Below are 13106 nucleotides of genomic sequence, written 5' to 3' on the forward strand. Positions count from 1 at the left end.
CCGTCCCCGACTCCGGCCCCGTCACCAGCCTCCACGCCTGCGCCGCCCCGTACCCTGCCACCGCCTCCCACCCCGACACCGGACGTCGCGGTGACACAGTCTCCTGCTCCGACTCCGTCCCCGACTCCGGCCCCGTCACCAGCCTCCACGCCTGCGCCGCCCCGTACCCTGCCACCGCCTCCCACCCCGACACCGGACGTCGCGGTGACACAGTCTCCTGCTCCGACTCCGTCCCCGACTCCGACCTTGTCACCAGCCTCCACGCCTGCGCCGCCCCGTACCCTGCCACCGCCTCCCACCCCGACACCGGACGTCGCGGTGACACAGTCTCCTGCTCCGACTCCGTCCCCGGTATCCACGCCGGCACCCGCGGCCACGCGACCCGCGGGGGAGTCTCCTCCCCCGGCCGGCGCGGCGGAACCCGGCGGGCAGGGGGAGGTGCACGGTGAAGGCACCCCGGGCGGCCCGTGCGGCTGCACCCTCTGCATCGAGTCCGAGCCGGCCGGCGCACAGGTCACGGTCGGCGGGGACGTGGCGGGCCGCACGCCCCTCTGCGTCTCCCTCCCGCCCGGGACCCACCGCATCCGGGTCGCGCTCGAGGGCCGCGTCCCGTGGGAGAGCGAGATCACCCTCGCGGGATCCCAGACGCTCTACCTCCCGGTCCTCTCGCTCCGCACCGCCGTCCCGCCTGCCGCGGCAATCCAGACCGTGGCCGGGGACGGGCAGGACCCGCTCGCCGTCGGGTTCCGCGACGTCTCCACCGGTGACGTCTCGCACAGGACGTGGGACTTCGGCGACGGCGCGACCTCGACCGACGCCGAGACCGTCCACGCGTACCGTGCGCCCGGGAACTACACGGTGACACTCGTCGCGTGCGGTCCCGCGGGCTGCGACACCGCTTCGGTCCTCGTCCGCGTCGGAAACCAGGCACCGCCCGGGAGCCCGGCAAACGCGACGGCCGGCGGGCCCCTCCAGCCCTCCGGGGATAACCCGCCGGTCATCGGGGGGAGCACGGGCTTCATCGAGGTGAGGTGCCCGGTCGAGGGGGCGGCCGTCTACGTCGATGGTATCTACAGGGGGGAGGTGCGGGGCGGCACCCTGCGGATTCCCATCTACCTGACGGGGAGTCCCTGCAGGACTCTCACGGTTCGTGCCGAGGGGTACCTCCCGGCGACTGTCCCCATCCAGAAGTATCCCGGCGAGGGGGAGACTGTCACGGTGGAGATCCGCCCGGTGCGCATCGGGCCGGTTCCCGCGCTTTCCGCGGGACTCGCGAACCTCACCCCCCGCCCCGGGAACGTGACGGTCCCCCCCGCGTCTCCCCGCTGAAGGGAAAGATTATCTTTGGTACGCCACCAAATTTTTTCGCGAAACTGGCCTCGGGAGGTGGAGAGGTGGATCCGATTCCAGACGAGGGACTCTCGCCCCGCAAGATCGCGTACCTCAAGTTCCTGCGCGAGAGGGGCAACGGGGCGAGGACGGGGGAGATCGCGGGGCACTTCTCGGTCGACCCGTCGACGGTGACGAAGGCTGTCAGGGAACTCGCGGCGTGCGGCTACGTCGCCCACCAGCCCTACGGCGAGATCACCCTCACCGAGATGGGGATCGCATGCGCCGACTTCCTCATCTGGAGGCACAGGGTTCTTGGGCTCGTCCTCTCCCACTACGGGCTCACGGGGGAAGAGGCATGCCGCGAGGCAGAGCGGTTCGAGGCGTACGTCTCGGCCGAGGCCGTCCGGAGGATCTGCGCGTCGCTCGGCCACCCGACGACGGGGATATGCGGCGCGATCTCCCACGGCGCCCTGTGCGAGAGGGGTCCGCGGGCGGAAAATATTGGGGAGGTACCAAAATGATCCCGGGTGGCCCCGTCCACGACGTAGCCCACCCGCGCCCTCCTGCCCGCGCGGCAAGGACCCTCCTTTCCTCCCTCCTCGCCCTCCTCGTGCTTGCCTCGGTCGCGGGGTGCCTCGACGGGCCGGCGCACGGGAGGGGACCACCCCACGCGAGGACCGCGGTCGTCACGGTACCCCCGCAGGAAGAGGTCGTCAGGGAGATCGCGGGCGACGGCTGGGAGATCGTCGCGATGGTCCCGCCGGGGGCAGAACCGCACACCTACGAGCCACCCGTCTCGACGGTGGGACGGGCGAGCACTGCCGACGCCTACTTCAGGCTCGGCCCCGGCCTCCTCCCCCTCGAGGACGTACTGGTCGCGCGGCTCGTGGCGCAGAACCCCCGCATGGCCGTCGTGAACATGTCGGATGGGATCGCCCTCCTGCGGGGCGGGGACGGGGGCGGCGCGGGGGGCGTCGACCCCCACGTGTGGCTCTCGCCGGCCAACCTCCGGGTGATGGCGACGAACGTCGCGGCAGCCCTCTCTGCCATGGATCCTGACCGCGCGGGCGAGTACGCCGCGAGGAGGGACGCGTACCTCCGGAAGGTCGACTCCTGCGAGGAAGCGATCGAGAGGAACCTCATGGGGCTCGAGGGGAGGTCGTTCCTCGTCTTCCACCCGGCGTTCGGGTACTTCGCGCGCGACTTCGGGCTTTCCCAGGTGGCGGTGGAGGCCGGCGGCCACGAACCGGGACCCGCGGAAATCTCGCGGATCGTCACGTTCGCGCGCGAGAACGGGATAACGGTCGTCTTCGCCGCGCCCCAGTTCAGCACGAGGGAGAGCGAGGTCATCGCGCGCGAGATCAACGGGACGGTCGCCCTCGTCGACCCCCTCTCCCCCGACGTGACCGGGAACCTCGTCAGGATATCGGGTGCGATCGCGGAGGGCATGCGGTCCCGATGACGCGTGCAGGGAGCGGCGAGGGGGACGTGATCGAGGTCGAGGGGGTCTCGTTCTCCCGCGACGGGGTCCCGATCCTCGAGGACGTCTCCCTCCGCGTGAGGAGGGGGGACTTCTACGCGCTGATCGGCCCGAACGGCGGGGGGAAAACGACGCTCCTGCGCATCATCCTCGGCCTCCTCTCACCCACCCGCGGGAGTGTCCGCGTGCTCGGGCAGCCGCCGGGGAAGGCGAGGTCGCGGATCGGGTACGTCCCGCAGTTCAGGACCTTCGACTTCAGCTACCCCATCACGGTCGGGGAGATGGTCCTCTCGGGGAGGCTCTCGAGGACCCGGTTCCCGTGGGCGAGGTACACCCCCGCAGACAGGGAGGCCGCCGCGCGGGTCCTCTCGCTGCTGAGGATGGAGGAGCTTTCTGACCGGCCCCTCTCCTCCCTCTCGGGCGGCGAGCAGCAGCGGGCGATCCTCGCCCGGGCACTCGTCTCCGACCCCGAGATCCTCGTCCTCGACGAGCCGACGGTGTACATCGACGCACCCACGGAGCTCCAGTTCTTCACCCTCCTCGAGAACCTCGGGCGAAAGCTCACGGTCCTCCTCGTGAGCCACGACGTCGGGGTCATCTCGCGGCACGTGACGAGGGTCGCGTGCCTGAACCGCAGGCTCTACACGCACGACTCGCCCGAGATCACGGAGGACATGATCGAGGCGACGTACCATTGTCCCGTCGACCTCATCGCCCACGGGATCCCGCACAGGGTCTTCCGCGACCACGGGGAGGGGGGCGCGACGTGATCCCGGACCCGGGCATCCTCGCGTTCGGGTTCTTCAGGAACGCGATCGCGGCCGCGGTCCTCGCGAGCGTCGCCTGCGGGATCATCGGGAGCCTCGTCGTGGTGAGGAGGATGGTGACCGTGAGCGGCGGGATATCGCACGCGGCGTTCGGGGGCGTGGGACTCGCGTACCTCTTCTCCCTCGACCCACTCCTCGGTGCATTCCTGTTCACCGTTGCCGTCGCGCTCGCGGTCGGTCTCCTCTCGGAGAAGGCCGGGCAGGATGTCGACACCCTCATCGGGGCGGTCTGGGCGACGGGGATGGCGGTCGGGATCGTCGCGGTCAGCTTCGCGAGGGGGTACACCCCGGACCTCTTCGGCTACCTCTTCGGCAACATCCTCCTCGTCCCGCCCTCGGATCTCTGGGCCATGGCCGCCTTCTGCGGTCTCATCGTGGGGGTCGTCGCCCTCCTCTTCAATCCCCTCAAGGCGGTCACCTTCGACGAGGAGTACGCGCGGGTCATGAACCTCCCCGTGACCGCGCTCACCCTCCTCCTCTTCCTCCTCACCGCGGCCTGCATCGTCATGCTGATCCGCATCGTCGGGATCATCCTCGTCATCGCGCTCCTCGTCCTCCCGGCGGCGAGCGTGCGGGGATTTTCGACGGGACTCCTCCCGATGATGGTCGCGGCGACGGGCCTTGCGCTCGCGCTCTCCCTCTCGGGGCTCTTCCTCTCGTACCTCTGGGACCTCCCCTCGGGCGCGACGATCGTCCTCCTCGGGACCGCGGTCTACGCGGCGTCCCTCGCCCTCTCCCGGTTCAGGCGGGAACGGCCGGCCGGCGGCACTCGCACCGGCCGATGGTCGCCGCGACGGTGAGGGCAGAGAGTGCCGTGAGGAAGTACGCCGCGGGGAACCCGGCGAGCTCCGCGGTGATCCCCGCGAGGAACGGCACGGCGGACATGCCCCCGTAACTCGCGGTGTTGAAGAGTCCCATGAGCACGCCCTGCCGCCTCCCCGCGGCGGCGAGGAAGGAGAGCTGGGCTATCATCACCATTCCCGCGAGCCAGCCGATCACGAGGAAGCCCCACATCGAGAAGAAGGTGAGGGCGACGCCGCCCGCCATGGCGATCGACGCGGCACGTATCGTCGGGACGGGGGGGAGGCTCGCGTGCGAGGTGACGAGGACCGAGGCGACGGTGGCGATGTTCATGAGCGCGATCTGGGCGGAGACGGGGCCGGCGGAGAGGCCGCTGTGCTCGGGGTGGAGGGCGGTGAGGGCCCCCGTGATCCCGACGAGCACGACGGCAGAGAACCAGAGCCAGAAGTAGGTCCGGAGCGCCCAGGCGAGCCTCTCCCTCGTCTCCCCCGCCGGCTCGCCCCCGTTCCCGGGGGAGCCCTTCCCCTCCCCCATGCCGAGCGAGAGCGCGAGGGGGAGGAGCGAGACCCACGTGAAGAGGACGATCCCCTCGCGGGGCCCCCCGCCCGCAGAGACGAGCCACCCCGTCACGAGGAGGCCGGAGAGCAGGCCGAGGTTCAGGAGCCCCATGAAGTACCCGCTCATCCGCTCGTGGTCCGGACGCGCGTTGAGGCGCGCGAGCGCCGCGGGGACGAAGAGACCTGCCCCGATCCCCTCGGCGAGCCGCCCGGCGAGGACGAGGAGCGGCGATCCGGCTGCCGAGAGGACGATCCCCGAGAGGAGGGTGAGCGAGAGCCCGGCGCGGACGAGCGGGACTGCACCGACCCTGTCGGCGAGGTACCCCGAGGGCAGGACGAAGAGGAACGCCCCGAGGAAGTACGCGGAGAACACCGCGCCCTGGAGCGCTGTCCCGGGCGCGAAGGAGGGGAGGACGGGCACTATCGCGTTCGAGAGTGCCATGACCGAGAAGACACCGGGGAGGAGGGCGAGGCTCTCCTTCATATCATCCGGTACGTCTCCAAGTTCATGGGCGAGTGAGTCTCGATGTGGTATCTCTTGTAGATAGAGCTCGCGAGGTCGATGGTGTTGTTCTCGTCGCCGTGGACCGTGAAGATCTTCTCGGGCCGCGGCTGGATGTGGGCGATGTAGTTCATCAGCTGTTTCCGGTCGGAGTGGCCGGAGAACCCGTCGATCGTCACGATATCCATGTTGATGAGGATCGTCCCCTTCCTCCCGACCGGGATCTCGCGCCACCCCTTCTGGATGCGGCGGCCGAGCGTCCCCTCCGCCTGGTACCCGACGAAGACGAGCGCGTTCTTCTCGTCGGGCGCGAGGTTGCTCAGGTACTCCATCACGGGGCCGCCGTTGAGCATCCCCGAGGTCGTGATGATGACGCAGGGGTCGCCGGAGATGACCTTCTCCCGCAGGTCGGGGGAGTCGACCGGGACGAAGCACTCCGCGAGGAACGGGTTGTGCCCCTCCTTGAAGATCTGGTTGCGCAGGTCGCTATTGAGGTACTCGGGGTACGTGGTGTGGATGGCGGTTGCCTCCCGGATCATCCCGTCGAGGTAGATCTTGACGGAGGGGATCTTCTGCTTGCGCATCCCCTCCTCAAGCGCGAGCATCACCTCCTGCGACCTCCCGACGGCAAACGCGGGGATGATGACCTTCCCGCCCCTCCGGAGCGTGTTTCTCACGATCTCATACAGCCTCTCCTCGGCCTCGGCCCGCGTGGGCTGGATGTCGCCCGAGCCCCCGTACGTGCTCTCCATGATGAGGGCCTCGAGCCGCGGGAAGTTGCAGGTCGCGGGGTTGAAGAGGCGGCTCTTGCTGAAGTTGAAGTCCCCGGTGAACGCGATGTTGTAGAGGCCGTCGCCGATGTGGAAGTGGGCGATCGCCGAGCCGAGGATGTGCCCGGCGTTGTGGAAGGTGAGCTTGATGTCCGGGGCGATATCGGTCACGCTGCCGTAGTTGAGGGTGATCGAGTGGCGGACGTAGCTCTTCACCTCGTTCGAGCTGTAGGGGATCTTCCTGTCCTCCTTGCTCACCACGTCGAGGTAGTCGAGCTGGAGCATCGCGGCGAGGTCCCTCGTCGGCGGCGTGCTGTACACCGGCCCGTCGTACCCGTACTTGTAGAGGAGGGGGACGAGCGCGCAGTGGTCGAGGTGGGCGTGGGTGAGGACGACCGCGTCGAGCTGGCTCAAGGGGTGTATCTCGGGGACATAGAGGTACGGGGTGCTCGCGTTCGTGTCGGGTTTCTCGCCGCAGTCGATGAGGACCCTCGACTCGGGCGTCGAGAGGAGGAACGCTGCCCGCCCGACCTCCCTGCAGCACCCGAGCATCGTCACCCTGACCCACTGGTCCTTCGCGATGACGTCGCGGTGGATCCTCCTCCCGATGGTCCTCAGGAACTCCTTCCTCTCCTCGTTCACGGACCGGAGGTACTGCCTGATCTGCTTGACCGTGGTGGACTCTATCGGGGGCGTCCGGACGACCTTCGGCGTCCACCCGATGTGCCGCGTGATCTCGCGGAGCGTCGCGCCGTTCTTCCCGATCACGACGCCGGGTTTCTCGGCCTCGATCAGGACCTCGCCCGTGTCGGCGTCAAAGTAGATGTCCGTGATCCCCGCGCTCTCCGCGACGACCGCCCGGATGTCCTTCACCGCCTTCTCGGGGTCCTCGAGGACGTTCGGCCGGACGACGATCCGCTTGCGCAGGTCGCGCGCGAGGATCTTGATGAGGTCCGCCTGGTCGGCGAACTTCTTGGGATCGTCCGTGTAGATGACGAGTTCCGGTCCCTCGAACTCCACGTCGGAGACCGTGATCCCCGCCGGGACCTTCTCGTTGATCTTGTCCTTGAGCTCCTTGAGCCGCTCTTCGATCTGCATCAAGACCTACCTAAAAAAAAGGGTGACTAGGCGGGTACAGCCCGGGAAATTCCCTCGATCTCGCTCTCGGGGAGTTCCCTGTACGCCTCCCTCGTGATGACGACGACGTGGATGCCCTCGCCGGACCCCGCGTCCCTCTTCATCGCGGACCGGATGGCCCGCACGGCGAGCGCGACCGCCTCGTCTACCGAGAGGTCCTTGCGGTACCTGTCCTCGAGGACCCCGAACGCCATGGGCGAGCCGGACCCCGTCGCGACCATCTCCTCCTCGCGGGATGCTCCCCCGAGGGCGTCCACCGCGTAGAGCTTAGGGCCATCGTCGTCGATCCCGCCCACGAGGAGCTGGACGTAGAAGGGGTAGAACCGGTTCGCGTTGAGGATGTTCGAGAGGAGCGTTGCCACCGCGCCGACCGTCATCGGCTTTCCGCGCCGGATCTGGTAGAGGCTGCACTCCACGGTCATCAGCCGCGCGATCTGCTGGGCATCCCCGACGCCGCCCGCGGTCGTCATCCCTATCCTCTCCGCGATCTGGTAGATCTTCTTTGCCTTCTTCGAGGCGATCAGGTATCCCATCGTGGCCCTCATCTCGGACGCGAGGACCACTGCATCCCGGAGGACGAGGCCGACCGTGGTCGTGCCCTTTAGTCCTTCCCTGTATTGGTCATTCATGGAAGCACCCCAAAATATCGGAAAACGCTGGGAAATTACCTTAAAAGCGCTTCAATGAGTATAGTGTCATCCACGCGTATAAACATTTTTGTCAGGCCTTGCAGAGGGCCCTGATGAGCTCCCTGTCGAAGAGCATGGCAACGAGCTTCCGGTCGCCGTTCACGACGGGGAGCTGGTCGACGCGTGCACGCTTCATCTTGAGTGCGCACTCGCTCACCTCGGCGTTCATCGGCACCGAGATGACGTTCCTGACCATCGCCGTCTTGACGGGGCGGTTGGGGAGCTGGATGCGCGAGATCCCGTAGCTGATGACGTGCGTGTCGCGGATGCTCTCCCACGTCCACTCGTCGTCGTCCGTGCCGTTCGAGAAGTCGCTCACCTCCACGAGGTCCTCTATCATGGAGTGGCGGATGAGATCGCGCTCGGAGATGATCCCCTGCAGCGTGCTCTCCCCGTCGAGGATGGGGATCGCGTCGAACCCCGATATCTCCATGATCCGCCCGACGAGCGGGAGCGGCGTCTCCTCCCAGAGGGCAAACGTCTGGCTGATGTACGAGTCCTTTATCTCCTCCCTGATCTTCATCTGGGCGATCGCCGCGATCAGGTCGGCGACCGAGATGATGCCGACGAGCCTGTCGTCCTCGACGACGGGGAGGCGGCGGACAGAGTGCCTCGTCATGAGGGCCGCGGCCTCCTGTATGGTCGCGTCCGGCCCGATGGTGATGGGATTTGGGGTCATGAGGAGGCCTAGCTGCGTCTCCTCCGCCTTCCGGAGGAGGTCCTTCCTCGTGATTATCCCGACGAGCTTGCCCTTCTTGAGGACGGGAACGCCGGATATCCCGGTGCGCTTGAGGATCTTGAGGACGTCGTCGCGGTTCCCCGGGATCTCCACGGAGACCACGTCGGTCGTCATGTAGTCCCGGACTCTCATTTCTGCGATGGTCTCACCACCAGGACGGCCACCCTGCTGTTGCCGACGACGAAGTTCGATACGCTCCCGAGGAGGAGCCTGTCGACCTCGCTCTTCCCGTGCGAGCCCACGACGATCAGGTCTGCCCCCACCTCGGACGCGGTCTTGAGGATCTCTGACCCCGCGTGCCCCTGCCGGATGTGGGTCTCGGCGTGGACGCCGGCCTTCTGCGCTGCCTCCCTCGCGCGTTCGAGGGTCTCCTTCCCCTCCTTCTCGAGCATGCTGAACATTATCTCCCAGGTGCTGTCCATGGGCAGGGAGGAAAAGAGCCCTGTCTCCACGACGTAGACCACGTGGACTTTTGCCTTCCAGACCCGGGCCTCCTCGAGGGCGATCTCGAATGCCCTCCTCCCCATGTTTGACCCGTCAACAGCGACCAAGATATTCGAGAACATCAGTACGCTCCAAAATAGTCTGCCTATGTAATGTCCTTTACAATTTAATAACTTTTCTCACGATATTCGCGGGTCCTGCCCTGTGGACGAGCGTGGCCGCGATGTCGCGGCTGAGGGCGAGGTTGGACCCGCGCGGGTCGACGACGAGGAAGCGTGCAGGGTTCCCCTCGGCGAGCAGGGAGGGGGCCCTGCCGAGGACCGATGCCCCGGCCGTTGCAGCCCGGAGGGCGTCCCGCGGTGCGACGCGGTAGACCGTGCAGAGGAAGGCCATCTCCCCCCACATGTCGGGCTGGACGCACATCGCGTTGTCCGTCCCGAGGAGGAGCGTGCACCCGAGGGAGAGGAGTTCCCGGACGGGCGGCTTTTCGGGCGAGCTCGTGACGGCGAACCGCCAGTTCGCGCGGGGACAGACGGCGACGGGGACCCCGAGGTCCGCGATCCGGCGGAGTTGCTCGCGCGTCGCGTGCGTGCAGTGGACGAGGAGGTCGGGGTCGTACGAGAGGGCGGCGTCGATGTCGCCGGGGTCCCTCTCGCCGGCGTGGAACGCGACGATCTTTCCCGCCTCCCGCGCGCGGGAGACCATCCCGTCGAGGTCGTGGCCGACGACGTCCCGCGCGCTGGATATCCCGATGCCGTCCGCGATCTCCTCGCCCCCCTCGCGCCCGAGGATGACCGGCCTGCAGGGGATGCCCCTCGCGGCCTCGCGGAGTGCCCCGACACCCTCCCTGCCCCCCTCGCGGAAATCCGCGAAACCCGCGGTCCCGCCGCGCGCCATCGCCCGGATAGAGAGCCGCATCGCGCGGACGAGATCGCCGCGGGGCGTCGCGCGGAGGATCCTGTGCTTGAGCCCGTCGGGGGGCCGGACGATCGCGTCGAGGTCCCCCTCGAGCGGGATGTCCATCGCGATGCTGTCCCCGAGGTGGGTGTGCGCGTTGAAGAACGCGGGGAGGATCCACGGGAGGTCGCCGCGCCTCTCCCCGATCTCCTCGATCCTCCTCACGGTCCCGCCCTCGACCACGATCCGTGCGGGGACCTCCTCGAAGTCATCCCCGAGGAGGGCGACCCCCTCCACGGCGAGTTCCCGGGCCGCCATGGTTCCTGCCAGCCTTTTATATATGGAGAACGAGAAATATGTTTTGCATGGCAAGGAAACAGGGAGGACGCCTGATCTCCTCGGCGGGGCTCGTCAATTACTACGAGAGCGAGGACAGGAGGGCAATCCGCGTGAGCCCGTACTCTGTCATCGCCGTGAGTGCCGCAATCGGTGTCGCGGTGCTCGTCCTCAACATCATCTACTGAATAAAATCTTTTCCCGGAATCCCATTCGCCCGCGGTTTCCCGGTCCGCACACCGTTCCCCCGCGAGCGCCGCTCCCGTCAATATTTATATACAATGGGAGCTGCAATCACCAATTGCCGAGATGTTCCTGATCATCCGCTGCCCGGGGTGCCGGACCTTTTCGTACGTCGACCGGTTCCAGCAGTGGAAACTCTGCCCGGTCTGCGGGGAGGCGTTCGAGGTCGGGAAGGCACAGGTGTACGTCGAGGTGGACGAGTACCAGGTCGCCGAGCAGATTGTCGGGCAGCTCGAGGAATACCTGCACAGGAACAAAAAGAAGGACCTCTCCGCCGAGGAACTCGCGGCACTCCGCGCGCAGTACGCGGAGTGGCTCCGGAAGAGGGCAGGCGGGGAGGACGTCACCATTTCTTCCCGCAACCCGGGCATAAGAGGGTGATCTCGCGCCCGCAGCGGGGGCAGTGGAGCCCTATCCTCTGGTTGTAGAGGACGGGGGACCCGCACCTCCGGCAGAGGATCTCCTGCTCGAACCCGCACTCGTGCCGGACCATGAGGAGGATATGGCGGGAGGGGGGAGAAAAAGTTTCTGAAGCGGTTATGGTGACCCCCGCGTCCTTCAGTGCCCGGGCGCGCCGGTCTCCTCCCTCTCAGAGAAGTAGTAGTACTCCCCCGCCGATTTCTGTTCCCTGTCGAGGTATGACCCCGGCTTGTTGATCCGCGGCCTGCCGGTCTTGTCCCTGCGGAACGTCACGTCGAGCTTCGCGAGGAACCTGTTCATCCCCTCCCTCATCCCGAAGGGGCCGGTCGCGACACCCCTCTCGCCCGGCACGCCGTCGAAGACGAGTATCCGGTCGCTGATCATGTCCACGAGGTAAATGTCGTGGTCGATGACGAGGATCGCGGCGTCCTTCCCGTCCACGAAGTGGCGGAACATCCGCGTGATCCTGACCCTCTGCTCGACGTCGAGGTGGGCACTCGGCTCGTCGAGGACGTAGAGGTCGGCCGACCGCGAGAGGCACGCCGCGATGGCGACCCTCTGGAGCTCGCCGCCCGAGAGCGTGTCGAGGGGCGACTGGAGGATGGGCCGGAGCGCGAGGGGCTCGAGGATGTCGTGCTGGTAGAGGGACGTGTCGAACTGGTTCGTGATGGACCGGAGGAAGAACTCGACGGTGTCCCCGCTCTCGGCCTTGATGTACTGGGGCTTGTAGGAGACCCTGAGGGGGAACCGGACGGCCCCCGCGTCCGGAGTCTCCACGCCCGCGAGGAGGCGCGCAAACGTGCTCTTCCCGATCCCGTTCTGGCCGAGCACGCCGAGGACCTCGCCCGCCCGGATGTCTCCCCCCGCGACCTCGAGGCGGAACCGGGAATAGGTCTTCTCCATGCGGGGGAACTCGAGGAGGATGGGCCTCTCAGACCCGTCCGCGTGGGTCCTCCTCTCGAAGACGACGGGGTAATCCCTGAACCGGACGTTCTCCTCGGGGAGGTACCCCGCGAGGTACTCGTTGATCCCGACCCTGACTCCCCTCGGCTGGGTGATGACACCGAAGACCGCGGGCTTTCCGTACGCGATGTGCACGACGTCGGCGAGCATGTCGAGGATGGCGAGGTCGTGTTCCACGATGACGACGGGGCGCTCGAGGGCCGTCTCCCGGACGAGGCGTGCCGCTGCGACCCTCTGGTAGATGTCGAGGTACGGCGTGATCTCGTCGAGGAAGTAGAAGTCCGCGTCGCGCGCGAGGCACGCGACGAGCGCGACCCTCTGGAGTTCCCCGCCCGAGAGCGTGGAGATGTCCCGGTCGAGCACGGGGGAGAGGCCCATCGCCTCGGCGAGGGACGAGAGCTTCCCGCGCTCGTCGGTCTTCCTGAGGAGTTCCCGCGGGGTCCCGGAGAAGAACCGGGGGATGCTGTCGATGTACTGGGGCTTGAGCGCGATCCGGATCTTCTTCTGGGAGATCGTCTGGAGGTAGTCGAAGAGCTCGGTCCCAGCGTACAGCTTCAGGATCTCCTTCCAGTCCCTCTCGCCGTGGAATACCCCGAGGTTCGGCCGGAGCTGGCCCGAGAGAATCTTGATCGCGGTCGTCTTGCCTATCCCGTTCGGCCCGAGGATGCCCGTCACACGCCCCCCCGCCGGGACGGGGAGCCCGTACAGGGCAAAGCCGTTCTCGCCGTACCGGTGCGTGGGGCGATCGAGCTCCTCGGGGAGGCTGACGATGTCGATCGCCTCGAACGGGCATTTCTTCACGCAGATGCCGCACCCGACGCAGAGCTCCTCGGAGATGTGGGCCTTCTGGTCCTCCCCGAGGATGACCGTCTCGTCGCCGGTGCGGACTTTCGGGCAGTAGATGATGCACTCGGTCCCGCACTTCTTCGAGTGACAGCGGTCCTTGTGGACGACTGCGATCCGCATGCG

Annotated in this window: 15 protein-coding genes; 7 read left to right on the plus strand and 8 right to left on the minus strand. The window is 67.3% G+C overall.

The features are described from left to right. The first annotated feature begins 438 nt into the window (after positions 1–438). The 5 genes from QFX32_07780 (at position 439) to QFX32_07800 (ending at position 4439) form a co-directional block, all read left to right on the plus strand. On the plus strand, positions 439–1329 hold the full coding sequence (locus tag QFX32_07780; protein MDI9633933.1) for a PEGA domain-containing protein: 891 nt from the start codon (positions 439–441) through the stop codon (positions 1327–1329). Between the two features lie 65 nt (positions 1330–1394). Continuing rightward, positions 1395–1853 (plus strand): metal-dependent transcriptional regulator, encoded by a 459-nt coding sequence (locus tag QFX32_07785; protein ID MDI9633934.1) that lies wholly within the window; start codon positions 1395–1397, stop codon positions 1851–1853. After that, entirely contained in the window at positions 1850–2794 is a 945-nt protein-coding gene (locus tag QFX32_07790; GenBank protein MDI9633935.1) for a zinc ABC transporter substrate-binding protein, read from the plus strand. Before QFX32_07785 ends, QFX32_07790 begins: the two co-directional genes overlap by 4 nt. Continuing rightward, the gene (locus QFX32_07795; GenBank protein ID MDI9633936.1) at positions 2791–3582 is read left to right on the plus strand and encodes an ABC transporter ATP-binding protein; all 792 of its coding nucleotides are present in this window, start codon (positions 2791–2793) and stop codon (positions 3580–3582) included. Before QFX32_07790 ends, QFX32_07795 begins: the two co-directional genes overlap by 4 nt. After that, on the plus strand, positions 3582–4439 hold the full coding sequence (locus QFX32_07800; GenBank protein MDI9633937.1) for a metal ABC transporter permease: 858 nt from the start codon (positions 3582–3584) through the stop codon (positions 4437–4439). The genes QFX32_07795 and QFX32_07800 overlap by 1 nt, the downstream gene beginning before the upstream one ends. Here QFX32_07800 and QFX32_07805 read toward each other — a convergent pair. From QFX32_07805 to QFX32_07830, 6 genes are all read right to left on the minus strand, one after another. Continuing rightward, positions 4381–5481 carry an MFS transporter gene (locus QFX32_07805; protein ID MDI9633938.1) on the minus strand — a complete coding sequence of 367 codons (1101 nt, stop codon included), beginning with the start codon at positions 5479–5481 and terminating at the stop codon, positions 4381–4383. The genes QFX32_07800 and QFX32_07805 overlap by 59 nt on opposite strands. Further along, complete coding sequence (locus QFX32_07810; protein ID MDI9633939.1) at positions 5478–7367, minus strand: beta-CASP ribonuclease aCPSF1; 1890 nt, start codon at positions 7365–7367, stop codon at positions 5478–5480. The genes QFX32_07805 and QFX32_07810 overlap by 4 nt, the downstream gene beginning before the upstream one ends. 26 nt (positions 7368–7393) lie before the next feature. Then, entirely contained in the window at positions 7394–8035 is a 642-nt protein-coding gene (gene psmB / locus QFX32_07815; GenBank protein ID MDI9633940.1) for an archaeal proteasome endopeptidase complex subunit beta, read from the minus strand. Positions 8036–8126: 91 nt separating this feature from the next. Continuing rightward, positions 8127–8966 carry a CBS domain-containing protein gene (locus tag QFX32_07820; GenBank protein ID MDI9633941.1) on the minus strand — a complete coding sequence of 280 codons (840 nt, stop codon included), beginning with the start codon at positions 8964–8966 and terminating at the stop codon, positions 8127–8129. Beyond that, positions 8963–9400 (minus strand): universal stress protein, encoded by a 438-nt coding sequence (locus tag QFX32_07825; GenBank protein MDI9633942.1) that lies wholly within the window; start codon positions 9398–9400, stop codon positions 8963–8965. The genes QFX32_07820 and QFX32_07825 overlap by 4 nt, the downstream gene beginning before the upstream one ends. 37 nt (positions 9401–9437) lie before the next feature. Continuing rightward, a complete protein-coding gene (locus QFX32_07830; protein MDI9633943.1) occupies positions 9438–10493 on the minus strand; it encodes an amidohydrolase family protein in 1056 nt (351 codons plus the stop codon). Positions 10494–10540: 47 nt separating this feature from the next. Here QFX32_07830 and QFX32_07835 point away from each other — a divergent pair, with 47 nt between their 5' ends. Then, positions 10541–10699 (plus strand): preprotein translocase subunit Sec61beta, encoded by a 159-nt coding sequence (locus QFX32_07835; GenBank protein MDI9633944.1) that lies wholly within the window; start codon positions 10541–10543, stop codon positions 10697–10699. A gap of 121 nt (positions 10700–10820) precedes the next feature. Next, positions 10821–11135, plus strand: a complete 315-nt coding sequence (locus QFX32_07840; protein ID MDI9633945.1) for a DUF1922 domain-containing protein — start codon at positions 10821–10823, stop codon at positions 11133–11135. Here QFX32_07840 and QFX32_07845 read toward each other — a convergent pair. Together QFX32_07845 and QFX32_07850 are read right to left on the minus strand one after the other, a co-directional pair. Beyond that, positions 11098–11247, minus strand: a complete 150-nt coding sequence (locus QFX32_07845; GenBank protein MDI9633946.1) for a DNA helicase PriA — start codon at positions 11245–11247, stop codon at positions 11098–11100. The two genes, QFX32_07840 and QFX32_07845, sit on opposite strands and share 38 nt — an antisense overlap. Before the next feature lie 65 nt (positions 11248–11312). After that, positions 11313–13103, minus strand: a complete 1791-nt coding sequence (locus QFX32_07850) for a ribosome biogenesis/translation initiation ATPase RLI (GenBank protein ID MDI9633947.1) — start codon at positions 13101–13103, stop codon at positions 11313–11315. Between the last annotated feature and the right edge of the window lie 3 nt (positions 13104–13106).

It is taken from the genome of Methanolinea sp. (genome assembly GCA_030055515.1).
Taxonomy (GTDB): Archaea; Halobacteriota; Methanomicrobia; order Methanomicrobiales; family Methanospirillaceae; genus Methanolinea_A.

Excerpts from the sequence above, each read along its gene's own strand:
- QFX32_07845 (MDI9633946.1), bottom strand. The coding sequence starts at position 11,247 with ATGGTCCGGCACGAGTGCGGGTTCGAGCAGGAGATCCTCTGCCGGAGG.
- QFX32_07820 (MDI9633941.1), bottom strand. The coding sequence starts at position 8,966 with ATGAGAGTCCGGGACTACATGACGACCGACGTGGTCTCCGTGGAGATC.
- QFX32_07850 (MDI9633947.1), bottom strand. The coding sequence starts at position 13,103 with ATGCGGATCGCAGTCGTCCACAAGGACCGCTGTCACTCGAAGAAGTGC.
- QFX32_07830 (MDI9633943.1), bottom strand. The coding sequence starts at position 10,493 with ATGGCGGCCCGGGAACTCGCCGTGGAGGGGGTCGCCCTCCTCGGGGAT.
- QFX32_07825 (MDI9633942.1), bottom strand. The coding sequence starts at position 9,400 with ATGTTCTCGAATATCTTGGTCGCTGTTGACGGGTCAAACATGGGGAGG.
- psmB (MDI9633940.1), bottom strand. The coding sequence starts at position 8,035 with ATGAATGACCAATACAGGGAAGGACTAAAGGGCACGACCACGGTCGGC.
- QFX32_07835 (MDI9633944.1), top strand. The coding sequence starts at position 10,541 with ATGGCAAGGAAACAGGGAGGACGCCTGATCTCCTCGGCGGGGCTCGTC.
- QFX32_07810 (MDI9633939.1), bottom strand. The coding sequence starts at position 7,367 with ATGCAGATCGAAGAGCGGCTCAAGGAGCTCAAGGACAAGATCAACGAG.
- QFX32_07840 (MDI9633945.1), top strand. The coding sequence starts at position 10,821 with ATGTTCCTGATCATCCGCTGCCCGGGGTGCCGGACCTTTTCGTACGTC.
- QFX32_07795 (MDI9633936.1), top strand. The coding sequence starts at position 2,791 with ATGACGCGTGCAGGGAGCGGCGAGGGGGACGTGATCGAGGTCGAGGGG.
- QFX32_07790 (MDI9633935.1), top strand. The coding sequence starts at position 1,850 with ATGATCCCGGGTGGCCCCGTCCACGACGTAGCCCACCCGCGCCCTCCT.
- QFX32_07805 (MDI9633938.1), bottom strand. The coding sequence starts at position 5,481 with ATGAAGGAGAGCCTCGCCCTCCTCCCCGGTGTCTTCTCGGTCATGGCA.